General features: G+C 47.7%; 26 protein-coding genes, 1 tRNA gene and 1 other annotated feature. Of the genes, 23 read left to right on the top strand and 4 right to left on the bottom strand.

The window, feature by feature from the left end; all coding sequences use genetic code 11:
- Nucleotides 1-13 precede the first annotated feature (13 nt).
- Nucleotides 14-190, bottom strand: a complete 177-nt coding sequence (locus ACI31H_RS05785) for a DUF3042 family protein (protein ID WP_439771043.1) — start codon at nucleotides 188-190, stop codon at nucleotides 14-16.
- Between the two features lie 108 nt (nucleotides 191-298).
- On the opposite strand from ACI31H_RS05785, the gene miaA reads away from it, so the two are divergent.
- The 3 genes from miaA (at nucleotide 299) to gltX (ending at nucleotide 4,503) form a co-directional block, all read left to right on the top strand.
- Nucleotides 299-1,222, top strand: coding sequence for a tRNA (adenosine(37)-N6)-dimethylallyltransferase MiaA (miaA, locus tag ACI31H_RS05780; RefSeq protein ID WP_439771042.1), 924 nt, complete (start codon nucleotides 299-301; stop codon nucleotides 1,220-1,222).
- Between the two features lie 229 nt (nucleotides 1,223-1,451).
- The gene (gene glnA / locus ACI31H_RS05775; RefSeq protein WP_439771041.1) at nucleotides 1,452-2,795 is read left to right on the top strand and encodes a type I glutamate--ammonia ligase; all 1,344 of its coding nucleotides are present in this window, start codon (nucleotides 1,452-1,454) and stop codon (nucleotides 2,793-2,795) included.
- 205 nt (nucleotides 2,796-3,000) lie between these two features.
- Nucleotides 3,001-4,503 carry a glutamate--tRNA ligase gene (gltX, locus tag ACI31H_RS05770; protein ID WP_439771040.1) on the top strand — a complete coding sequence of 501 codons (1,503 nt, stop codon included), beginning with the start codon at nucleotides 3,001-3,003 and terminating at the stop codon, nucleotides 4,501-4,503.
- Nucleotides 4,504-4,626: 123 nt separating this feature from the next.
- Here the strand turns inward: gltX and ACI31H_RS05765 are convergent, their stop codons facing one another.
- A complete protein-coding gene (locus tag ACI31H_RS05765; RefSeq protein ID WP_267202282.1) occupies nucleotides 4,627-4,752 on the bottom strand; it encodes a hypothetical protein in 126 nt (41 codons plus the stop codon).
- 320 nt (nucleotides 4,753-5,072) lie between these two features.
- On the opposite strand from ACI31H_RS05765, the gene ACI31H_RS05760 reads away from it, so the two are divergent.
- The 3 genes from ACI31H_RS05760 to ACI31H_RS05750 are packed head-to-tail and all read left to right on the top strand — an operon-like array spanning nucleotide 5,073 to nucleotide 7,513.
- Nucleotides 5,073-5,966, top strand: a complete 894-nt coding sequence (locus tag ACI31H_RS05760) for an exonuclease SbcC (RefSeq protein WP_439771039.1) — start codon at nucleotides 5,073-5,075, stop codon at nucleotides 5,964-5,966.
- A complete protein-coding gene (locus ACI31H_RS05755) occupies nucleotides 5,956-6,981 on the top strand; it encodes a hypothetical protein (RefSeq protein ID WP_439771038.1) in 1,026 nt (341 codons plus the stop codon). The genes ACI31H_RS05760 and ACI31H_RS05755 overlap by 11 nt, the downstream gene beginning before the upstream one ends.
- Nucleotides 6,971-7,513 (top strand): hypothetical protein, encoded by a 543-nt coding sequence (locus ACI31H_RS05750; RefSeq protein WP_439771037.1) that lies wholly within the window; start codon nucleotides 6,971-6,973, stop codon nucleotides 7,511-7,513. Before ACI31H_RS05755 ends, ACI31H_RS05750 begins: the two co-directional genes overlap by 11 nt.
- A 70-nt stretch (nucleotides 7,514-7,583) precedes the next feature.
- On the opposite strand, the gene ACI31H_RS05745 is transcribed toward ACI31H_RS05750, so the two are convergent.
- A tRNA-Arg gene (locus ACI31H_RS05745) sits at nucleotides 7,584-7,657 on the bottom strand.
- 184 nt (nucleotides 7,658-7,841) lie between these two features.
- On the opposite strand from ACI31H_RS05745, the gene ACI31H_RS05740 reads away from it, so the two are divergent.
- The 15 genes from ACI31H_RS05740 to recN all read left to right on the top strand — a co-directional run bounded on the left by ACI31H_RS05740 (nucleotide 7,842) and on the right by recN (nucleotide 19,026).
- Nucleotides 7,842-8,486: a TetR-like C-terminal domain-containing protein gene (locus tag ACI31H_RS05740; protein WP_439771036.1), complete on the top strand. Its 645-nt coding sequence runs from the start codon at nucleotides 7,842-7,844 to the stop codon at nucleotides 8,484-8,486.
- 138 nt (nucleotides 8,487-8,624) lie between these two features.
- Nucleotides 8,625-8,693 (top strand) — a sequence feature (ribosomal protein L21 leader region).
- Nucleotides 8,694-8,706: 13 nt separating this feature from the next.
- Nucleotides 8,707-9,015: a 50S ribosomal protein L21 gene (gene rplU / locus ACI31H_RS05735; protein ID WP_439771035.1), complete on the top strand. Its 309-nt coding sequence runs from the start codon at nucleotides 8,707-8,709 to the stop codon at nucleotides 9,013-9,015.
- Between the two features lie 15 nt (nucleotides 9,016-9,030).
- Nucleotides 9,031-9,354: a ribosomal-processing cysteine protease Prp gene (locus ACI31H_RS05730; protein WP_439771034.1), complete on the top strand. Its 324-nt coding sequence runs from the start codon at nucleotides 9,031-9,033 to the stop codon at nucleotides 9,352-9,354.
- A gap of 25 nt (nucleotides 9,355-9,379) precedes the next feature.
- Nucleotides 9,380-9,661, top strand: coding sequence for a 50S ribosomal protein L27 (gene rpmA, locus ACI31H_RS05725; protein WP_289558639.1), 282 nt, complete (start codon nucleotides 9,380-9,382; stop codon nucleotides 9,659-9,661).
- A 158-nt stretch (nucleotides 9,662-9,819) separates the two neighbouring features.
- On the top strand, nucleotides 9,820-10,899 hold the full coding sequence (locus ACI31H_RS05720) for a M24 family metallopeptidase (protein ID WP_439771033.1): 1,080 nt from the start codon (nucleotides 9,820-9,822) through the stop codon (nucleotides 10,897-10,899).
- Between the two features lie 2 nt (nucleotides 10,900-10,901).
- Nucleotides 10,902-11,582, top strand: coding sequence for a 2'-5' RNA ligase family protein (locus ACI31H_RS05715; RefSeq protein ID WP_439771032.1), 681 nt, complete (start codon nucleotides 10,902-10,904; stop codon nucleotides 11,580-11,582).
- A 111-nt stretch (nucleotides 11,583-11,693) separates the two neighbouring features.
- Nucleotides 11,694-12,134, top strand: a complete 441-nt coding sequence (locus tag ACI31H_RS05710; RefSeq protein ID WP_439771031.1) for an Asp23/Gls24 family envelope stress response protein — start codon at nucleotides 11,694-11,696, stop codon at nucleotides 12,132-12,134.
- Between the two features lie 2 nt (nucleotides 12,135-12,136).
- Nucleotides 12,137-12,547 carry a transcription antitermination factor NusB gene (nusB, locus tag ACI31H_RS05705; protein ID WP_439771030.1) on the top strand — a complete coding sequence of 137 codons (411 nt, stop codon included), beginning with the start codon at nucleotides 12,137-12,139 and terminating at the stop codon, nucleotides 12,545-12,547.
- Between the two features lie 92 nt (nucleotides 12,548-12,639).
- Nucleotides 12,640-13,503 (top strand): bifunctional 5,10-methylenetetrahydrofolate dehydrogenase/5,10-methenyltetrahydrofolate cyclohydrolase, encoded by an 864-nt coding sequence (locus ACI31H_RS05700; protein WP_439771029.1) that lies wholly within the window; start codon nucleotides 12,640-12,642, stop codon nucleotides 13,501-13,503.
- Entirely contained in the window at nucleotides 13,490-14,830 is a 1,341-nt protein-coding gene (gene xseA / locus ACI31H_RS05695; protein ID WP_439771028.1) for an exodeoxyribonuclease VII large subunit, read from the top strand. Before ACI31H_RS05700 ends, xseA begins: the two co-directional genes overlap by 14 nt.
- Nucleotides 14,830-15,105: an exodeoxyribonuclease VII small subunit gene (locus tag ACI31H_RS05690; RefSeq protein ID WP_439771027.1), complete on the top strand. Its 276-nt coding sequence runs from the start codon at nucleotides 14,830-14,832 to the stop codon at nucleotides 15,103-15,105. The genes xseA and ACI31H_RS05690 overlap by 1 nt, the downstream gene beginning before the upstream one ends.
- A gap of 16 nt (nucleotides 15,106-15,121) precedes the next feature.
- Nucleotides 15,122-16,024, top strand: a complete 903-nt coding sequence (locus tag ACI31H_RS05685; RefSeq protein ID WP_439771026.1) for a polyprenyl synthetase family protein — start codon at nucleotides 15,122-15,124, stop codon at nucleotides 16,022-16,024.
- Between the two features lie 11 nt (nucleotides 16,025-16,035).
- The gene (locus ACI31H_RS05680; protein ID WP_439771025.1) at nucleotides 16,036-16,851 is read left to right on the top strand and encodes a TlyA family RNA methyltransferase; all 816 of its coding nucleotides are present in this window, start codon (nucleotides 16,036-16,038) and stop codon (nucleotides 16,849-16,851) included.
- A 20-nt stretch (nucleotides 16,852-16,871) separates the two neighbouring features.
- A complete protein-coding gene (locus ACI31H_RS05675; protein WP_439771024.1) occupies nucleotides 16,872-17,324 on the top strand; it encodes an arginine repressor in 453 nt (150 codons plus the stop codon).
- A gap of 13 nt (nucleotides 17,325-17,337) precedes the next feature.
- The gene (recN, locus tag ACI31H_RS05670; protein ID WP_439771023.1) at nucleotides 17,338-19,026 is read left to right on the top strand and encodes a DNA repair protein RecN; all 1,689 of its coding nucleotides are present in this window, start codon (nucleotides 17,338-17,340) and stop codon (nucleotides 19,024-19,026) included.
- A 99-nt stretch (nucleotides 19,027-19,125) separates the two neighbouring features.
- Here the strand turns inward: recN and ACI31H_RS05665 are convergent, their stop codons facing one another.
- Nucleotides 19,126-19,470 carry a hypothetical protein gene (locus ACI31H_RS05665; protein WP_439771022.1) on the bottom strand — a complete coding sequence of 115 codons (345 nt, stop codon included), beginning with the start codon at nucleotides 19,468-19,470 and terminating at the stop codon, nucleotides 19,126-19,128.
- 155 nt (nucleotides 19,471-19,625) lie between these two features.
- On the opposite strand from ACI31H_RS05665, the gene gmk reads away from it, so the two are divergent.
- Entirely contained in the window at nucleotides 19,626-20,246 is a 621-nt protein-coding gene (gene gmk / locus ACI31H_RS05660) for a guanylate kinase (RefSeq protein WP_439771021.1), read from the top strand.
- A complete protein-coding gene (gene rpoZ / locus ACI31H_RS05655) occupies nucleotides 20,243-20,461 on the top strand; it encodes a DNA-directed RNA polymerase subunit omega (RefSeq protein WP_003713351.1) in 219 nt (72 codons plus the stop codon). Before gmk ends, rpoZ begins: the two co-directional genes overlap by 4 nt.
- Nucleotides 20,462-20,503: the final 42 nt, after the last annotated feature.

Below are 20,503 nucleotides of genomic sequence, written 5' to 3'. Positions count from 1 at the left end.
AATAGTGATGAAATTAGAATTGATGAGCCGACCGGTTCTTACGAGTAGCTGCCCGCCGGTTTTCGTCAAACTTAATTTCTTCTTCTTCAGCTGGTTTAATAACGGTCTTGTGGAAGGCAACAGCACCGCTAGCGATTGCTGCGAGGGTGGAAGCCGTTCCGATTAAGAATCCCTTGGTTAATGCTTTCATTTAGGTATTCCTCCTTTTTAGTATCAGGCTTACCCTTATTATGACTGTCTTTAAGGCATTTTACCAGTGATTCAGATTAAATTTAGAAGTTTATAAGGAAGTTTAGAAATGAAGAAAATTATTGCAATTGTCGGGCCGACCGCGGTGGGCAAAACAGCATTGTCCATTCGCCTGGCCCAGGCCGAAAATGGGGAAATTATTTCTGGTGATTCCATGCAGGTTTACCGGCACCTTGATATTGGAACTGCCAAGGTGACGCCAACGGAAATGGCTGGTGTACCCCACCATTTGATTAACGTGTGTGCAATTGATGAGCGCTATTCAGCGGCCCGCTTTAAAGCGGCGGCCACGAAATGGATTGATGACATTACTGCCCGGGGGCGGTTGCCAATTATTGCGGGTGGAACGGGCTTTTACCTGCAGGCCCTTACCGAAAACCTTGCTTTAGGGCGCGACCACTATGATGAGCAGTCCGCTGCGATCCGCCGTCACTGGAACCAGGTAGCTGCCGAAAAGGGAAATAGTTACCTTCAACAACACCTAGCTAAGTTAGACCCCGTAGCCAGCCAGCAAATCCCAGTAGGCAACCGGCGCCGCCTGATCCGGGCCATTGAGGTTGTTGAAAAAACAGGCCAGCCCTTCTCTAGTCAGCCGCATTCGGCTCCCGATGCGGATTTCCTATTAATTGGTCTCAATACTGACCGGGCGGTATTGTACCACCGAATTAACCAGCGGGTGGACCAGATGATGGACCGGGGACTGGAAAGCGAGGCGCGCTGGCTCTTCGATCAGGGAGGGGAAAACCTCCCCGCCGGAAAGGGAATTGGCTACCATGAGTTCTTCCCGTACTTTCGTGGTGAGTGTACCCTGGACGAGGCGGTCGCTAAGGTTAAACAGGACTCCCGTCACTATGCCAAACGGCAGTTAACTTGGTTCCGCAATAAAATGCCGGTTCACTGGTTTGACCTGGTTAGTGGTCAGGATAGTATTCAGGATATTAAGTCGTTGGTCGATGATTGGTTAAGAAAGTAAAGTTGCCGAACATATTTGCTTGCGATTGCCGAAAAGTTTCGGAATAAAATTGACTTGGTCCGCAGAGGTTGTTATCCTAAGAACCGTATTGAGGAAGGGTTAACGTTGATGATAAGTCTAAGTTTCATCAATTGGTCTATTCCAGTCTGGAAAGATGAGTTAGTCTGAACTTAATTTTATTAATGATGGCATGCGACGTGAGAGTTTTTTACGAAAGGGAATGGATAAAATGGCAAAGCGAGAATTGTCAAAAGATGAAGTTCGCAAGATGGTCAAGGATGAAAACATCCGCTTCTTGCGTGTGATGTTTACTGACTTATTGGGGACAATTAAGAGTGTTGACCTGCCCGTTAGTCAACTTGACAAGCTGATGGACAATAAGATCATGTTTGATGGTTCTTCGATCGATGGTTTTGTACGGATTGAAGAAAGTGACATGTACCTTTACCCTGATATGGCAACCTGGTTAGTCTTCCCTTGGGGTGCTGAACACGGTAAGGTTGCTCGGGTAATCTGCAGTGTCCACAAGGTAAATGGTGAACCCTTCCTTGGCGATCCCCGTAATAATCTGAAGCGGGTTTTACATGATATGCAAGCGATGGGCTTTAAGGACTTCAACATCGGTCCAGAACCGGAATTCTTCCTTTTCAAGACTGATGACCAGGGTAACCCAACCCAAACCGTCAATGACCAGGAAAACTACTTTGATATGGAACCGGCCGACCGTGGTGAAGACTGTCGCCGTGACATTGTCTTAGCACTGGAAAAGATGGGCTTTGACGTTGAAGCGGCCCACCACGAAGTTGCCCCTGGTCAACACGAAGTTGATTTTAAATACTCCGACGCCTTAGAGGCCGCCGACAATATCCAAACCTTTAAGCTAATTGTGAAGACCATTGCCAAAAAGTATGGCCTGCACGCGACCTTCATGCCAAAACCATTATCCGGAATTAATGGTTCCGGGATGCACTTAAACATGTCCCTGTTTAACCAGGATGGCAAAAACGCCTTCTTTGATGACCAGGATGACAAGAAGCTTTCCCAAACGGCTTACCACTTCCTGGGTGGTCTGATGAAGCATGCCCGGAGCTACACTGCTATTTGCAACCCAATTGTTAACTCTTACAAGCGGTTGGTCCCTGGTTATGAAGCACCAGTTTACGTTGCTTGGTCCACGTCCAACCGTTCACCGCTAATCCGGATCCCAAGTGATCGGGGGATGGGAACCCGACTGGAATTACGGTCCGCCGACCCATCTGCTAACCCATACCTGGCAATTGCAGCGGTCTTAGAGGCCGGTCTTGATGGCTTGCGGAACGAACTGCCAGCAATTCACGAAGTTGATGAAAATATCTACCAGATGACGGCAGCTGAACGAAAGGAAAAGGATATCCGCAACCTGCCCGATACCCTGCACAATGCCCTAAAGTCCTTGGCCGAGGATGAAGTAGTGAAGGGTTCCATGGGTGAACACATTTACCACAGCTTCATGGAAGCTAAGACGCGTGAATATGACTCCTACCGTCAACACGTTTCAGATTGGGAACGTAAGCGGTACATGGAAGAATACTAATTAATTTAACATAGAAAACCTTATTAAGACGTCCGACAGTACTGTGCGGCTTCACAGTTTGTTGGGCGTCTTTTATGCGGCCAACCCGCCCTGGTGAAAGGCGGGGAACTTGCATTGACAAATGAGCACATTCAGATAAAATTATAATTGTTGAACTAGTGGCATTTTTAGGCCGCTAACTAGTTACTAAAGGAGAATCGTAATAATGGATCAAAAGGTTAGAGTTCGGTATGCACCAAGTCCGACTGGTTTCTTGCATATTGGAAATGCACAATCAGCATTGTTTAACTACTTATTTGCACGGCACTTTGGTGGAACCATGGTATTACGGATTGAAGATACCGATACCAAGCGGAACGTTAAATCCGGTGAAGATAGCCAGCGGGAAAACTTACACTGGTTAGGGATTGACTGGGATGAAGGTCCTAACAAGCCTAACCCGAAGTACGCACCTTATCGGCAAAGTGAACGGAACGAAAAGGGCATTTACCACAAGTACATCCAAGAACTATTGGATAAGGGGATTGCTTACAAGGACTATACGACTGAAGAAGAACTTCAAGAAATGCGTGAACGTCAACGCGCTAATGGTGAGGCTCCACACTATGATGGTCGTTGGTACGGTAAGAGTGAAGAAGAACAAAAGGCTGCTGAAGCCAAGGGATTAAAGCCAACTATTCGTTTCCACTTCCCAAAGGATCATGAATACGAATGGGACGACATTGCCCGGGGCCACGTTTCCTTTAACTCTGACAACCTTGGTGGTGACTTCATCATCGAAAAGAGTGATGGGATGCCAACCTACAACTTTGCCGTTGTTGTTGATGACCACTCCATGGAAATCACCCATGTCCTTCGTGGTGCTGACCACATTTCTAACACCCCTAAGCAGATGGCGATCTACGAAGCTCTTGGTTGGGAACACCCAGTCTTTTGCCACATTCCGTTGATCTTTAACCCGAAGACGCGGAAGAAGTTGAGTAAGCGGGATAAGGATACCCTGCAGTTCATTAATGAATACAAGAAGCATGGTTACTTACCAGAAGCCATCTTTAACTTCATCGCCTTCCTTGGTTGGTCACCAAAGGGCGAGCGGGAAATCTACTCTAAGGATGAATTGATCAAGGTTTACGATCCAAAGCGGATGTCAAAGGCACCAGCTTACTTTGACCAGAAGAAGCTCGACTGGATGAACGCTCAGTACATCAAGAAGATGGACGTTGATGAATTGGCCAAGCGGACGATGGAATTGGTTAAGGAAGGTGAAACGGAAGAGGCTAAGCGCCTTCAAAGTATTCCGGAAGACCAATGCGAAGACATCATTAAGAAGACCATCCACGTTCACCAACGGGATGTTGACAAGCTATTGGATGTCATTTCCTATTCTTGGGAATACTACACCGTCTTAGACCAACACTTTAACTACGACCAGATTATCAATGACGATAGCTTTGACAACCAGGATGTGCTGGCCGTTTTAAAGGGCTTAAAGGAGAAGCTAGTTAACGGTGACGATGACTTGGACTACAGTCAGGCCATCAAGGAAGTAGGTAAAGAAACTGGTATTAAGGGTCGTAACCTTTACTTCCCACTGAACCTCGCCTTTACCGGTTCAACTTCGGCACCACAGATTTTTGAAATCATGGCTATTTACCCGAAGAAGACCGATGTTGAATTGCTTGACCGGATGATCAATGCAATGAACTAGGATAGCAGGCAGAAATAAAAAAACGGGCCGGCGAAAAGTTATTTTCGCTGGCCTGCTTTATTTTTAAAAAATGAAAAGCGGCTCTCTTCAGCCGCTTTAATAAACCGGATTGCTTCAAAAAGCTTAGTCGCTCAGTTTCTTGGCTTCTTCGTCAAGCTTTGCGAAACCAGAGCCATCAGGCTTCTTACTCCCACGCTTTTCCATGGCCTTACGAGCCATTTCCTTACGTTCTTGCTTACTTAATGCCATAGTTAACTTCGCCTCTTTTCGAAACGCTCCATTAAGTAACAGGTATAAACCTGTTAATATTATTATAGTTCAGCTGATCAGAATTGCAAAGGGTCGTCGTGAAACGTGGCAAATTCTTTACAATTTTCTTGGTACCGTGTAGCTGTTTTGACTTTCCATAGTAAATTGTCATCGTTGTACTATTGCAAAAAGGGTAAAATGTGCCAAAATGGTTTTAGTAAAATAATTAAGCAATTATAAAGTTTTTGCCAAGAATTAATCACGCTACGTGATTTTCAGCTACTATTAAGTTAGTGATTGCAGACAAGGAGTAGTGCTTTATGGCGAATGAAAAACATGGAAATAAAGCTGTTGACATCAGTACATTGATTGAGCACCGGGTGGCGACTAAGGTTAAGTACTTACAAGAACTTAACCAGGCAGTTGAAGCACATCATGACCGGGAGATCTACCGGCTGTTAGATAACCGCCGGTATGCGAAGGAGATTGAGCACCGGGAACAACAGCCTAATGACGAGGGCGTAATGAGTTTAGTTGATGACTTAGCAGATCAGTTGAGCAACTACCTCAGTGTCAACTTGATTAAGTACTTAGGGCATGCTTACCCATTCTTTTACTATGAGGAATACCAGACTGGCCACTACCGGATTTACTTCGGTAATTGGTGGGATCGGCGGCAGTTCGGTGAATTAGATGTTTTAAATGTTCGTTTTTCTTTTGGCCGGGACGAATACGAGAAACTTGCGAAGTCATTTGAACTGGGCCGGAAGAATAAACGGTACAACAGTGACCGGATTGAAAAAATCTCTAATCAAAACGACCATTTACAGTCATTAATTGATCACCAGGCTGCCCGGGAACAGAAGCGGCAGCAGGTTGAATCGCAACTGGAAGAGGTTAATTCCCGCTCCAGTATTTTTGAGTCGAGTAAGAATAAGGAAACCCGTCAAGAACTCGTGGATCAACTGCAAAAGTTAGAGGATGAAGAGCAGGAGGCCCGGACTGCTAACAAGACGATCCGGGAAAACGATCAAGTGGTCTTGGCTCTTTCTAAGGAAAACACGATTCTGAGTTATGAACAAAAGAGTATTATTGACACTTTCGGTAGCTTTGAAGACTTTGAATTGGCCAACCGCAACTTATATGCCGACTACCTGGCCAGCTTGACTGACGGGCAGCAGGATGGAAAGCAGGTGAGCGCAGATGAACAATAATAAGATGATTAGCTCACCAAGCGAGCAGCTCACCGCGCTAGCTGATTCCTTTAAGGACGTTTTAAAATTGGGCCAACGCTATGTCGACCTGCTTGACCAGCTAGCCCAGACGGATGACGCCGAAGAAATGCTGGCGGCGACGAACCAACTAGTAACGCTGGACTTGCAGAATGCATTTATTAACTTCCCCCAGCACTACCAGGCGGCAGACTACTACCTGATCTTTATGGGGCGGTTGCTGGAAAAGCATGGGATTGACGCGGTCAAGATTAGTGAAAACGCGCGGCACGAATTTATTGCCCGGATTGATTCAATCGCTGACCGGGAATCATTTAAATTTATTGTTAATCACGGTGAGGCGGCCTTTACGGAGCAGGGAGAGCAAGAGCCGCTCTTTTATCTGGACCTTGCCAACCGCTTCCTGCAGTTTAATAACCAGGCCCTGGTCAACTACTTTATCGTTCGGGCATTAAAGCAGCATACGGATCTTGAATTACGGGATGCCGTCAAGCCGTTAATTTCATTTGCCAAGGACTTGGCAGCCGACCTTGACTTTACCATTAATTTGGGAATCTTGAACACCACCAATGAGGAACACTTTAACTTGGTACAACCAGACCTTGACCTCCGCGTGATTGACCGGCTCTTTGTCGCTACCGCGGAAAACGACTACATGTTAATGAACCTGCCACACAATAACGGGGCCGAACTAGTCTTGGATCAAGGAATTAAACTAGATATTGCCTTTGATCCTGATGACTACAGCCAGCAGTGGTTCTTTGCCGTGCATGATCCTGCATCCCAAGTTTCATTCTTCGATACCCTTTTGCACTATAACCTCATCCGAAAGTGGTTCTTGGCTAACCGGGCGGCCTTAGCGGTTCGGTCCGAAAAGATGGTTTTAGCTAGTGACGATCACGAAGTCAACGCTACGGATGCTGAACCGACGGAGGTCTTTACACCCGATGGTAAGAGTCAACCAGTAACGAACGGCGGTGACCAGGATGAAAGATAATGAATTAAACATTACCAAGATGCTACATGAGGTAATCGACCTGGAATTAACGGTTGATGACGCACTGGAACTGATGATTGGTCCGGAGGCGCGGTTACAAACGGCTTATTTACAACTGGACTTACAGCTGAGTGCCTGTGCCAAGGTTGCCGGCTGGGCGGATGTTTTACACCCAGACCATCGAATCGATCGGCCGCAACTATTAAAGGATTATGTCCAGGCGTTAGCGTGGTTCCTCTTGGCAAGTGCTAAGCGGCAGTGGACACATTTGATTGTTTTAGATCAGCAACAGTGGCAACGGATTACCGATGCCGAAGAGAAGACCAAGTTAGCGGACCTTAACCGTGAATACTTAGCGGTTAAGAATTTCTTGAACAGTGCCTACTTTAGCCGCCGCCAAGAAGACTTTCGCCATGCTTGGCACTTATGGCTGAAAATGGGCTTAGTTGACTTTGGCTTTACCCCTGCTGAAATTAGTGCTGCCTACCAGAAAATGGTAACGACGCTTAACCAGAAGTTTGCCGAAGATTAAGTATGAAGTAAAAATCATCTCAAAAAATAAAAAACGGCAGTTCATTTGAACTGCCGTTTTTTAAGTTAAATGGAGCGAGAGGGACTTGAACCCTCAACCCTCGGTTTAGAAGACCGATGCTCTATCCAGTTGAGCTACCGCTCCAGACAACCTCCAGTATATAATTGCTGCCAAATCGTTGTCAACCGTTCCTAGTCCGATATTAAAACATTTATTGAAAGAAAGCTGTTAACTGTTTGACAAGAGCGGGCTGATGAACCTATACTTTAAATTAGTAGAAGTATGGAAGGGAGAAGAACTGAAACTGGCTATGAAAGGATGATGGTTTATGGCTGTTAACAAGACCGACCCTCGCGTAGTTAAAACTAGAAATAGTCTACGCAAGGCCCTTGTTTATCTAATGCGGCGTGAAAAGATTGAAGATATTAGCGTCCAGAAGATTACAGAAACTGCCAGCATCACCCGCGGAACTTTCTATCTCCATTACAAGGATAAGCATGATTTTATTCAATCAGCGATTAAGGAAATCTTAGATGATTTCTTTGCCGAAGTAATGGTAGATAGTCGTGACTTAAGTTTGTCAACGGAGCGAACGGTGCAGGTATTTTCTGTAAGCAAGGCTTTTCGCTACATTGAAAACAACGCCGACGTTTTTGATGTTCTGTTAAATAGCGAAAAGACCGACTTTTTCTATGAACAGATGTATGATCGTTTGGCGAACTACTTAACCGATTATTATGAAACTGTGAGTGATAGTCAAAAGCAGTCTTCGGTTCCTCTTCAGCTACAGGTTTCCTTTATTGATTCGGCATTTCTTGGCCTAATTCGTCACTGGTTAATGGACGGGATGATTTACACTGCCCATTACATGACCCAAAGTGTTGAGAAGATGTTTAGTCAATTCGACCGGGTTAACGTTGCTATCGCTGGTTTCTTTGTCGGCGGAGAAGATTCAGCCTTGGAGGACGTCTAACGGTTGCCCCAATCTGCAGTTTGAAAGTGGCTGGTAGAAAGGCAAGGCTTTCTACCAGCTGCTTTCCTTTTTAAATGCTATTTAGTAGTTGACGATTAGGCCTAAATTTGCTATCATACAAACGTTGTATTTGTGAACCAACAACTACAACCGCACGCTATCAAGTTTAAAGCACTGCTGCTTGATTCGGCGAGTCTTAGATATTAAGGAGGTGCACAATATGTACGCAATTATCGTTACTGGCGGCAAGCAATACAAGGTTGAAGAAGGTAAGTCCATCTTCGTTGAAAAGCTTGACGCAAAGCAAGGTGACAAGGTCACTTTTGACAAGGTTGTCCTGGTAAGTGGTGACGACACCAAGATCGGTACGCCATTTGTTGATGGTGCTGCTGTTGAAGGGACTGTCGAAAAGCAAGGCAAGGAAAAGAAGGTTGTTACTTTCAAGTACAAGCCTAAGAAGCACACCCACACTAAGCAAGGTCACCGTCAACCATACACTAAGGTTACGATTGACAAGATCAACGCTTAATGCGGAGGTGAACCAATGATTCGAGCACATTTTAAGTTAGATTCGAATCGGCGAATCACCAACTTTACGATTACCGGGCATGCCGACGCCGGTCCCTATGGACAAGACATTGTCTGTGCAGCGGTTTCGGCACTAGCTATCTCCACTATCAATGGTCTCGAACATGTTGTCCATGTGAAGCCGCAAGTGGAGAGTGATAATCAAAATGGGGGCCTCCTAAAGGTTGCCCAGCTGGGAGTTGATCACGATAGTCAGCTCCTCCTGAATACTCTAATGAATGGCTTACTTGACGTTCAGGAGAGTTATCCAGATAACATTGAAGTAAAAATGTTAAACTAAAGTTCATTGCTGGAGGTGAACAACTATGATTATGGATTTGCAATTCTTCTCCCACCACAAGGGGGGTGGTTCCACTGCTAACGGTCGGAACTCAGCTGGTCGTCGTCTTGGTACTAAGGCTGCTGATGGTTCAATGGTTACTGCTGGTTCTATCATCTACCGTCAACGTGGTACGCACATTAACCCAGGTGAAAACGTGGGTCGTGGTGGCGATGACACGCTTTACGCAAAGGTAGCCGGTGTTGTTAAGTTTGAACGCATGGGCCGCAGCAAGCGTAAGGTATCAGTTTACCCAGTTGCTGAATAATAAATTAAAAAGGTTGGGAGTTTTTCCGGCCTTTTTCTTGTTTTAAAGAACTTTGCGCTAAGGGCCAGGAGATTCACCCCCCTGCCTGTACTAACGGGAGATGGGAAGACGGACGAAGTAGTACGTCTGAACCCATCTTTTTTATCAAGGAGGAAAAAATGGCAAGTCGGATTGAACGGTTGCAGGGACGGCTGGGAAAGCTTTATCTGGATGCCTTCCTGGTTACCGACCCAACCAATGTTTACTACCTGACCGGTTTTCACCTGCTGGCGGGAGATGGCTTTTTACTGGTAACCGCTGACCGGGCAATTATCGTCTCCGATGCGCGCTACTCATTGGCGTTGCAGGAGTTTGACAGTGATGAGGTCGTTGCGGCGGTCAGTCAGGATTACTATGATGATTTAAACCGGATCTGCCAAACGATGAAGGTCAGTGTCTTAGGCTATGAAAGTACCATCTCATACTACCTATATGATGTGCTTGATGAGATCATGCAGGCGGACCTGGTTCCCTTTACGAACTTAATTGAAAAGATGCGCTTAGTAAAGGAAAGCACCGAGCTTGCTAAGTTACGGCAGGCGGCGGACCTACATACGGCGGGCTTTAACTACCTATTGAATGAGATTCATCCGGGGGTGAGTGAGGAGCATTTAGCAAACCTACTTGATTTTTGGATGAAAGAACACGGGGCAACCGCCGCTTCTTTCCCGACGATCATTGCTAGTGGTGCTAATGCAGCTAAACCGCATGCGACCGCCAGTAAGAAGCTAATTGAAGATGGTGACATCGTGACGGTTGACTTTGGTTACTTTGTCGCTGGTTATACGGCTGATATGACCCGGACGGTGGCGGTGGGGTCAGTTGATCCAGAACTCCGTGATGTTTACCAAATCGTTAACACGGCCCGCCAGGCGGTTATTGACCAGGTTAAGGTCGGTCAGCGGGGTAACCGTTTAGACGCTGCCGGCCGCCGCCTAATTGAGGAAGCGGGTTACGGGGATGAGTTTAACCACGGGATGGGTCACGGAATCGGACTGGCCGTTCATGAACTGCCGGCCAGCTATGGTCCAGGAACACCAGATGTCAAGTTACATAATAATGAAGTGATTACGGTTGAGCCGGGGATCTATATTCCCGAACTTGGTGGTGTGCGGATTGAAGATGATGTCGTGGTTACCCACGGGGGACCCCAGGTGTTAACGTTAGCACCAACTGAACTACTAATTGTGGGGGACTAAAGATGGCGGCTCAACTAGAAGTTCTATATGATGAGATTAACCACCGGGGACGAACGGCCCTGGCTGCGGGTCGAGAAGAGCTTGACCCGTATTTGGCGGGGCGGATGGTTGATTCGCGCGCCGGGTTAACACTTTTAGGACACCTACCAGCCCACGTGTGCCGCAATCTCGAATTTTACTTGCAAACCATTGCCCAACTGGCCCCAGACCAGTACTATTACCCGGCCCAGGACATGCATATTACCGTGATGGACCTATTAGCGGCTCAAGCTGACTTTTCGTTAACGGCGGCTCAATTTGACCACTACCAACGGGTAGTTGCACCGCTGGTTGCTAGTACGCCACCGATTCATTGGCGTATTCAGGGCCTGATTGTTAGCCCATCTGCAGTTATGGCGCGGGGCTTTTATAGTCCAGAACTAGCCGACCTGCGGAACCGCCTTCGACAGGCACTACCTGCGGCGGGGTTAAAGCTAACGGAACGTTACCCCACCTTTTCGGGTCATGTGACGGTGGTTAGGTTCAAAAGGCCCCTTAAGGAGTCGGCCGCGCTACTAGCAAAGTTAGCGGCCGCAAAGAATCTGGACTTTGGGGCCTTTAGTATGCACTCGTTAGACCTGGTTGTTCACGACTGGTATAATCACCAAATAACGTCAACGGCCCACCTCCCGCTTGCGGACTGATGGCCGTTGATTTTTAGTGCCAATTAGTGCAAAATAGATAGGGTATATAAATGGCAAATGTCAATCACGATCTAATTATTAGCTCGACGAATGGTTAATGGAGGGTTAAAGATGCCAGAAGAATCAAAAATTGTTTTAAATGATGACCAATCTTTGGGAACAATTCAGATTGCACCCCGGGTATTGGAAATTATTGCTGGTTACGCGGCCAGCGAAGTCGAAGGGGTATCTAAGATGTACGGTTCCTTTGCCAACAGTGTTGGTGAATTATTGGGCCGGTCTGGACACCGCCGGGGCGTTAAGTTGACGAATGACAACGATGAATTGTCAATTGATGTTGATGTCTTCGTTGAATATGGTGCTTCGGTTCCGAAAGTAGCAGCGCAGATCCAAAAGCGGATTAAACAACAAGTAATGTTAATGACGGACCTCGTAGTTACCGAGGTAGATGTTCACGTTAAGGGAATCGTTGCGCCCCAAGAAGAACAACAGGTAGATCCAGATAACTTATTTGGCGATGATTCAGAAGACGACGATGGAGGTAATGACTAAGCATGAGTTTGACTCGGCACGCAATTCGTGAAGAGGCGTTTCAGGTCCTCTTTGCCTTACAGACAAACCCTGAAGTAGACCTTGATACGGTATACCAATCAATTCCTCACCATGATGAGCAGGAGCTACCGGCATACGTTAAAGAAGTGGTGACTGGAGTTAGTGACCATCAAGCAGAACTTGACCAGCAGATTAGTTCGGTCCTTGCTAGCGGCTGGACAATCAACCGCCTGGCTAAGGCTGACCTGATTATCCTCCGTCTTGCACTGTATGAGATGCAATTTGTTGACACGGTACCGACTGCGGTCGCAATTAATGAAGCGCTAGAATTGGCCAAGACCTTTAGCAATGACAAGTCACGTAAGTTTATTAACGGGGCACTTGGCAAATTTGAAAAAGATAATCAGCTATAAAAAAGCAGCGGCTGGAGAAGGCAGGGTTTTCTCCGGCCGCTATTTTGTAAAGTACCTATGTTAAAATAGGTAGTACTTGAGGAGGAAAAGTGATGGCAATCTTAATCGATGGTAAGCAACTAGCTAAACAGGTCAATGAGCAGACCCAACAGCGCGCTGCTGATTTACAGGCCCGGGGAATTAAACCCGGTATTGCGGTGATCCTCGTTGGCGATGATCCGGCCAGTCAGATCTACACCCGGAATAAACACCGGTTGGCGGTAAAAATGGGGTTAAAGTCTGCTCTTTACCGTTTTCCTACCGATGTCAAACAGACGACGGTGATGGCAACGATCAGTGAACTAAACGCCGATGACGACATCGACGCGATTATCGTCCAAGAACCCCTCCCTGATCACTTAGATGCGGTCGCCATCACTAATGCCATCCGTCCCGATAAAGACGTTGATGGCTTACACCCTAGCAACTTAGGAAAGCTATTTGCAAACCAACCGGGTCATTACCCGGTTGCCTGCACTCCCCGGGGAATTATGCGGATCTTTGACCACTATGAAGTTCCTTTGGCAGGGGCCAACGTGGTCATTGTGGGACGAAGCATCCTGGTGGGTAAACCATTGTTAGCGTTACTGAATAATGCTAACGCGACGGTTACCATGGCCGGTCGGCATACCAAGAACCTTCGTCAGTTAACCAGCCAGGCCGATATTTTAATCGTAGCCACTGGAATTGCCCACTTTATCGGTGCTGCTGATGTTAAAACGGGGGCCGTGGTTATTGATGTGGGCATGGACCGCTTGCCGTCCGGGAAACTAACTGGTGATGTTGACTTTGCTGCGGTTAAATCCAAGGCCAAGCTGATCACCCCAGTTCCTGGCGGGGTAGGGCCAATGACGATCGCCAGCTTAATGGAACAGACTGTTGACCTGGCTGAATGGAGAAGAAATGGACAGAGATAAGTATTTAACGGTTAGTCAGCTAACTAAATATTTAAAACTAAAATTTGACCGTGATCCCTACCTCCAAAAGGTTTACTTGACGGGAGAACTTTCTAACTTTCGTCTACGCCGGGGACACCAGTACTTTAGCCTGAAGGATGACAATGCGGTGATTGATGCCGTCATGTTTCGTAGTCAGTTTAGTAAGGTGAAGTTTACCCCAGAAGAGGGGATGAAGTTATTCGTAAGTGGTCACGTCAGCCTGTATGAACGGAGCGGCCGCTACCAGATTTATATTGATACAATGGAGCCGGATGGTGTGGGTTCCCTCTACCTGGCCTTCGAGCAGCTAAAGAAAAAGCTTAGCGCGGAGGGGCTCTTTAACCGGCCTAAGAAGCCGATTCCGACCTTTCCCCAACGGATTGCGGTGGTCACCAGTTTAAACGGGGCAGTCATTCGGGATATTAACACTACTGTCCGGCGGCGGTATCCGATCGCTCAGGTGGTCCTTTTCCCAACCGTTGTTCAAGGTGATAAGGCCGCGGCCGATATTGCCCGGCAAATCGAGCGGGCAGATGAAATGGGGAACTTTGACACCCTGATCATTGGTCGTGGTGGGGGCTCAATTGAGGACCTCTGGCCATTTAATGAAGAGGTTGTTGCCCGGGCAATTGCCAAATGTCAGTTGCCGGTAATCTCGTCGGTGGGTCACGAAACCGATACGACCATTGCTGACCTGGTTGCCGATCGGCGGGCCGCAACCCCAACCGCGGCTGCGGAATTGGCAACCCCCCAACGGCTTGATGATACCTTAATGGCAATTCAAGACCTGCAGCGGCGGCTGTATAATATTATGAAGTCCCAGATTGACTTTGATAAGAAGCAGCTTACTAAGTTGACCCAGAGCTATATCTTTCAACAGCCGACCCGCTTATACGAAAATTATGCCCAAAAGGTTGACCAATTAACACAACGCCTGGCCCAGCTTCAACAGCAACAGCTGACGGCCGCCCAAAATCAACTGACGCAGTTACAAAATAAAATGGTCGCTTATACTCCCCAACGGCAGATTGACCAGGGGAAGAGTGCGGTTGACCAACTGACGGCGCGACTAAAGAATGCGATGCAAACGAGCAGCCAGCAAACGGCGCAACAACTCCAGGCCCTAGTTAAGCAACTCCATTCACTAGACCCGCTCAAAATTATGGAGCGGGGATATACTTATGTTACTAAGGACGGCCAAGTGGTTAACCAGGCCGCTCAACTAACCCCTGGTGACCAGATGTTGCTTCACTTTGCTGATGGTGATGTGGCGGTAACGATTACGGAAATTAAGGAGAAAAAATAATGGCAAGTAAAGAACCGAGCTTTGAAGACCAACTGACCCAACTGCAAGAAATTGTTAATCAGTTAGAGCAGGGAAATGTTCCGCTGGAAGAGGCAATTAAGCAGTTTCAGGCCGGGATTAAGCTGTCAAAGCAACTTCAGCAGAAATTAACGAGTGCCGAAAAGACTTTGGGACACTTAATTGATGACGATGGTAACGAAAAAGAATACGAAAAGGCTACGGATGACCCCAGCAATAATGGTGGCGGTAACCGGGGCTTCGGTAGTGAAGATTAGTTAGGCGGGATTAATAATGGTAGAATCACTAACGAGTTTAAGAAAACGGGTGAATGACTATCTGGCGGCCAACCTCCCCGCCGATATTGACCAACCAACGCTGGCCGACGCGATGCTTTATTCAACGCTGGCCGACGCGATGCTTTATTCAACGATGGCTGGTGGCAAACGACTTCGGCCAACGCTGACCCTGGCGACGGTTGAAGTACTGGGTGGCCAATTGAATGCGGATGTCATGCGAGCAGCGACGGCACTAGAACTACTCCACACTTACTCGTTGATCCATGATGATCTGCCAGCAATGGACGATGATGACCTACGCCGTGGGAAGCCAACTAATCATTGTCGATTTGGTGCTGGCATGGCGACCTTAGCAGGTGATGGGCTCTTGACCCTGGCCTTCCAGTGGGTGAGCGATAACCAGCTACCAGCACCGGTTAAGGTTGACCTGACCCGTGAGCTGGCAATGGCCGCGGGTCCCGCTGGTATGGTAGCCGGCCAGGCCCGAGATATTGAAAATACGGGTCGGCACCTGTCACTGAATCAGTTACGGTACCTCCACCGGCAAAAGACCGGGGCGTTGATTCACTATGCGGTTTTGGCGGGGGGAATTATTACTAACCAACCAACCGCCGTTAGGCAGCTTCTAGCTAAGTTTGGTGACTACTATGGTCTGGCCTTTCAAATTTATGATGACCTCATGGATGTTTTAGGAACGACCGCGCAGATGGGGAAAGAAGTCGGTAAGGATGCGGAAGAACATAAAAACACCTACCCGGGCTTACTCGGTGTCCCGGCTGCTGAAGACCAACTTCACCAGGCCCTAGCTGGGGCTCGGCAAACCCAGGCTGACCTGGCCCAGTTAACGGGCAGGGCATTTGCTGCGTATGATGATTTTTTAGCGTATTTTAAATTATAAGGAAAAGAACTATGGAAAAAGAACGTGTTGATGTTTTACTTGTCAAGCAAGGACTCTTTGATTCACGCGAACAGGCAAAACGGTCTGTGATGGCCGGTGAGATCCTTGGCAAAAATAATGAACGGCTTGATAAACCGGGCCAAAAGATTCCGGTGACCACCACCCTGCATATGAAGGGGCATAAGATGCCCTACGTTAGCCGGGGCGGTTTAAAATTAGCCAAGGCCTTGAAGGTCTTTAACATTAGCGTGGCGGATAAGGTGGTCTTGGATATTGGCTCATCAACCGGTGGCTTTACCGATGTAATGCTCCAAAATGGTGCCAAGCTAAGTTACGCGCTAGATGTTGGTACTAACCAGTTGGTTTGGCAGTTACGGGAAGATCCCCGGGTTGTGGTGATGGAACAAACCAACTTCCGTTACAGCAAGTTAGCTGACTTTACCCATGGGCAGCCGGCCTTTGCTTCAATCGATGTTTCCTTTATTTCACTGCGGTTAATCCTACCGCCACTGGCGGGAATCCTCCAGCCAGGTGGTGAGGTGGTCGCCCTGATTAAGCCTCAATTTGAGGCCGGTAAGGAACACGTCGGTAAACACGGGATTATTAAGGACCACCGGGTTCACCGGGAGGTCCTCCACGAGGTGTTAACCTTTGCCCGCGAGGATCATTTTGACGTGTTGGGCCTTGATTTTTCACCGATTAAAGGGGGTCAGGGAAACATGGAATTCCTGGTCCACTTGCGGTTGAGTGATCAGCCCGGGACACTTGATCCCCATGTTGATATCGATCAGGTAATTGCTAATGCAGATCAGGAGTTAAACCAATAGTTAGAAAGGTGGGGTTACTTATGAAAAAAGCTGACCGGCAAAAAAAGATTCGTGAGATTATTACTGACCAAAGTATTGAACGGCAGGAAGACTTGGTTCGTAAGTTAAATGATTTAGGACTGCAAGTGACGCAGGCGACGATTTCACGAGACATTAAGGAAATGCAGCTGGTTAAGGTGCCAGCAGCGAGTGGTGGTTACCGCTATGCAATGCCCGCTACCCGGCAACGGGATGAAACTGACCAGCTGGGTAGTACTCTCCAGGATAGCCTACTGCAGTTAAAGCGTAGCGACCGGTTTTTAGCTTTGGATGTACGACCAGGGAACGGGCCCGTGGTTGCTAACCTTATTCGTAAGCTATCCAACCAAGACGTCTTTACCACTATTGGGGATGACAGCAATGTCTTAGTCGTTTCAACCTCTGCTGAGGGGGCGGCCCAGCTAGAGGACTACCTCAAGCAGTTGGCAGAATAAGCGGGGAAATGCAATGCTGCAGGAATTAACAATTGATAACTTAGCGATCATCAAACACCTGAGCTTGGAGTTTGCTGACCGGATGACCGTACTAACCGGGGAAACCGGGGCCGGGAAGTCGATTATTATTGATGCGGTGGGGCTACTCGCTGGTGGACGGGGATCCCAGGAGTTCATTCGCCGGGGAGAAGAAAAGCTCCGCCTCCAGGGGCAGTTTACACTTACCACGGATCCGGGGCTGACGGCACTGTTAGATTCATTAGGGATTGACCACCAGGATGGTACGTTGATTATTATGCGGGAGATTCACCGGAATGGTCGGAACACGATTCGGGCGAATGGACAGTTAATTAATACCACGATGCTCCGCCAGATCGGGGCTTACCTGGTTGATATTCAAGGACAAAATGAACACCAGCAGCTCCTGCAGCCCGAAAAGCACCTCGGTATGCTAGACCAGTTTGCCCATAAGGAAGTGCAGCCCCTGTTGGCCCGCTACCAGGAGTTGTACCATAGCTATACCGACCTAAAGGCTGCCGTTAACAAAAAACAGGCGAATGAGCAGCAGTGGGCCCAACGCCTCGATATGCTCCGCTACCAGGTGAACGAAATTGGTAGTGCCCAGTTAAAGGCGGGTGAAGAAGAGCAGTTAACGAGTGAACGTGACCGCTTGGAGCACTTTCAGCAGATTAATAATGCCCTTCAGCAGGCGGTGGCAACCTTTAATGAAGGGGAGGCACCGGTGCTGGATCGGGTCGCGACGGTAATGGAAGCCATCAACGGGATTGCGGCCTTTGATGACGAATACGACTCACTCAGTAAGGCGCTTAACGATGCCTATTATGCTCTCCAGGACGTGGCCAATGAGGCTGGTCAACAGCTGGACTTATTGGAATTTGACGACCAGCGGTTAGCAGAAATTGACCAACGGCTAACCCTGATTGGGGACCTTGAACATAAGTATGGCGACACGGTTGAAAAGGTGTTGGCATACTACCAGAAGATTAAAAAGGAACTCGATTCGATGGAAGCAGCGGCGGACTCGAGCAGTGACCTTGAGGAGCGGCTATCGACGGCGGAAGACCAGCTATTGAAAACTGGGGAAGAACTCAGCCAGGTTCGTCAACGGGCGGCCCATGACCTTGCGAAACGAGTTCACCAGCAACTGGCGGAACTGTACATGGCTAAGGCGGATTTTGAAGTTCACTTTGCGAAACGTTCTAGTACAACGCGCTTTACGCCGACGGGAATTGATGATGTTGAATTTTACATTCAAACTAACCCGGGTGAGTCGATGGGTCCCCTGGCTAAGATCGCATCAGGTGGGGAACTATCCCGGGTAATGCTGGCCTTAAAGACGATCTTTGCGGCTAATGAAGGGGTGACGAGTATTATCTTTGACGAGGTCGATACCGGGGTTAGCGGTCGGGTCGCCCAGGCAATTGCGGATAAGATTCGTCTGATTGCGGCCCACTCCCAGGTCCTGTGTATTACCCACTTACCCCAGGTGGCGGCGGTTGCGCAGCACCACTTCCTAATTAAGAAGAGTGTTCACGATGACCGGACGACGACGACCGTAACTAGTTTGAAACCGGCGCAACGGGTTGATGAGTTGGCCCGGATGCTTTCTGGAGAAAAGGTTACTAAGCTGACGAAGGAACATGCTAAAGAGCTCTTACAGATGGCTCACCCGCGTCAGTAAAAAAAGAGGCTGAGAAATTTTCTCAGCCTCTTTTTTGATTCAAACACTACGCAGCAAGCCGCCGCTGCCTAGCTAACTATAATAAGTTGAAATTATGAGTTAGTCCTGGTGGATGATGTAGCGGATCTGGTCAAAGCTAACGGCGTAGATTAGGTTGTGGTTATAAATAAGGAACTTTTGCTGGCCTAGCTTCTTAACGTATCCCCGGATATTTTCGGGAAAGCCATCCGAACCGGCCGGCACTACCTGGAGAAGTACCCGGTAGTGGCGGTCAATTGCTTGCCGTAGAAACTGCCGTCGCTGTGCAGCCGGCTGGGGCTTAAGCAGGGTGACATCAGTATGCTGACGTTGGCGGATCGGTTCATCATCGAAGAGCTGTCCAATTACCCGTGACAATAGTTGCGGTGTTTCCTTAAATAGTGAGTAAGACTTTGGTTGTTGCATGATGTCACCCTCCGAACATTTGTTTGCATCCTTAGTATACGAACGTCTGTTCAAAATTGCAAGCACTATTTTCTAAAAGTGGCGGGGAGTTGATTTTATGACAAAGTTAGTGCATTATAGTAGTAATACGTTAAATTTTGGATAGGAGTTACATGATGGCAAATCGCGGAATGTTGATTGTTCTTTCGGGACCTTCTGGTGTTGGTAAGGGAACGGTACGTAAAGCAATTTTTGATTCGAATGACAATGATTTTCAATATTCAGTTTCGATGACCACCCGTCAGCCACGGCCCGGGGAAGTCAATGGGGTTGATTATTACTTTGTCTCCAAAGAAGAATTTGAGCACCACATCCAAACCGGGGGGATGCTTGAGTATGCGAAGTATGTTGACAACTATTACGGCACCCCATTAAAATATGTAAATGAAACCCTGGATTCGGGGAAGGATGTCTTCCTAGAAATCGAAGTTAACGGTGCAATGCAGGTTCGTTCTAAGGTGCCAGACGGTGTCTTTATTTTCCTGACGCCGCCGGACCTAGATGAGTTAAAGCAACGTTTGATTCACCGGGGAACCGACAGCATGGAAGTCATCAATAAGCGGATCCATGAGGCTTTTGGTGAAATCCAAATGATGCAAAATTACGATTACGCGGTAGTTAATGATGAAGTACCGCGGGCCGTTGAGAAAATTAAGGATATTATCCGGACGGAACGTTTACGGGTTCCGCGGGTAATGCCACGCTATCTTGAAATGTTAGGAGATTCAGAAAAATGATTCTTTACCCATCAGTTGATGAATTACTTAAGCGGATTGACTCTCGTTACTCACTGGTAATGCTAGCTAGTAAGCGGGCTCACGAACTAGATAATGGTGCTGCACCACTGCTAGAACACTACGAATCTAGTAAGTCAGTTGGTAAGGCCCTCGAAGAAATCTTGGCTGACAAGGTAACGATTGACCCGGACCACACTGAAGATCTCCAAGACTAGTCGTAACTAGTTAGCGGGTATAAAAGAATAATGATAAGAGAC

The sequence above is a fragment of the Limosilactobacillus sp. genome (assembly GCF_051873035.1).
Classification (GTDB): domain Bacteria; phylum Bacillota; class Bacilli; order Lactobacillales; family Lactobacillaceae; genus Limosilactobacillus.
This window is presented reverse-complemented; position numbering and strand designations above follow the sequence as displayed.

Bases quoted from the DNA above. Each gene is read 5' to 3' on its own strand.
- ACI31H_RS05785 (WP_439771043.1), bottom strand. From the start codon at position 190: ATGAAAGCATTAACCAAGGGATTCTTAATCGGAACGGCTTCCACCCTC.
- miaA (WP_439771042.1), top strand. From the start codon at position 299: ATGAAGAAAATTATTGCAATTGTCGGGCCGACCGCGGTGGGCAAAACA.
- glnA (WP_439771041.1), top strand. From the start codon at position 1,452: ATGGCAAAGCGAGAATTGTCAAAAGATGAAGTTCGCAAGATGGTCAAG.
- gltX (WP_439771040.1), top strand. From the start codon at position 3,001: ATGGATCAAAAGGTTAGAGTTCGGTATGCACCAAGTCCGACTGGTTTC.
- ACI31H_RS05765 (WP_267202282.1), bottom strand. From the start codon at position 4,752: ATGGCATTAAGTAAGCAAGAACGTAAGGAAATGGCTCGTAAGGCCATG.
- ACI31H_RS05760 (WP_439771039.1), top strand. From the start codon at position 5,073: ATGGCGAATGAAAAACATGGAAATAAAGCTGTTGACATCAGTACATTG.
- ACI31H_RS05755 (WP_439771038.1), top strand. From the start codon at position 5,956: ATGAACAATAATAAGATGATTAGCTCACCAAGCGAGCAGCTCACCGCG.
- ACI31H_RS05750 (WP_439771037.1), top strand. From the start codon at position 6,971: ATGAAAGATAATGAATTAAACATTACCAAGATGCTACATGAGGTAATC.
- ACI31H_RS05740 (WP_439771036.1), top strand. From the start codon at position 7,842: ATGGCTGTTAACAAGACCGACCCTCGCGTAGTTAAAACTAGAAATAGT.
- rplU (WP_439771035.1), top strand. From the start codon at position 8,707: ATGTACGCAATTATCGTTACTGGCGGCAAGCAATACAAGGTTGAAGAA.
- ACI31H_RS05730 (WP_439771034.1), top strand. From the start codon at position 9,031: ATGATTCGAGCACATTTTAAGTTAGATTCGAATCGGCGAATCACCAAC.
- rpmA (WP_289558639.1), top strand. From the start codon at position 9,380: ATGATTATGGATTTGCAATTCTTCTCCCACCACAAGGGGGGTGGTTCC.
- ACI31H_RS05720 (WP_439771033.1), top strand. From the start codon at position 9,820: ATGGCAAGTCGGATTGAACGGTTGCAGGGACGGCTGGGAAAGCTTTAT.
- ACI31H_RS05715 (WP_439771032.1), top strand. From the start codon at position 10,902: ATGGCGGCTCAACTAGAAGTTCTATATGATGAGATTAACCACCGGGGA.
- ACI31H_RS05710 (WP_439771031.1), top strand. From the start codon at position 11,694: ATGCCAGAAGAATCAAAAATTGTTTTAAATGATGACCAATCTTTGGGA.
- nusB (WP_439771030.1), top strand. From the start codon at position 12,137: ATGAGTTTGACTCGGCACGCAATTCGTGAAGAGGCGTTTCAGGTCCTC.
- ACI31H_RS05700 (WP_439771029.1), top strand. From the start codon at position 12,640: ATGGCAATCTTAATCGATGGTAAGCAACTAGCTAAACAGGTCAATGAG.
- xseA (WP_439771028.1), top strand. From the start codon at position 13,490: ATGGACAGAGATAAGTATTTAACGGTTAGTCAGCTAACTAAATATTTA.
- ACI31H_RS05690 (WP_439771027.1), top strand. From the start codon at position 14,830: ATGGCAAGTAAAGAACCGAGCTTTGAAGACCAACTGACCCAACTGCAA.
- ACI31H_RS05685 (WP_439771026.1), top strand. From the start codon at position 15,122: ATGGTAGAATCACTAACGAGTTTAAGAAAACGGGTGAATGACTATCTG.
- ACI31H_RS05680 (WP_439771025.1), top strand. From the start codon at position 16,036: ATGGAAAAAGAACGTGTTGATGTTTTACTTGTCAAGCAAGGACTCTTT.
- ACI31H_RS05675 (WP_439771024.1), top strand. From the start codon at position 16,872: ATGAAAAAAGCTGACCGGCAAAAAAAGATTCGTGAGATTATTACTGAC.
- recN (WP_439771023.1), top strand. From the start codon at position 17,338: ATGCTGCAGGAATTAACAATTGATAACTTAGCGATCATCAAACACCTG.
- ACI31H_RS05665 (WP_439771022.1), bottom strand. From the start codon at position 19,470: ATGCAACAACCAAAGTCTTACTCACTATTTAAGGAAACACCGCAACTA.
- gmk (WP_439771021.1), top strand. From the start codon at position 19,626: ATGGCAAATCGCGGAATGTTGATTGTTCTTTCGGGACCTTCTGGTGTT.
- rpoZ (WP_003713351.1), top strand. From the start codon at position 20,243: ATGATTCTTTACCCATCAGTTGATGAATTACTTAAGCGGATTGACTCT.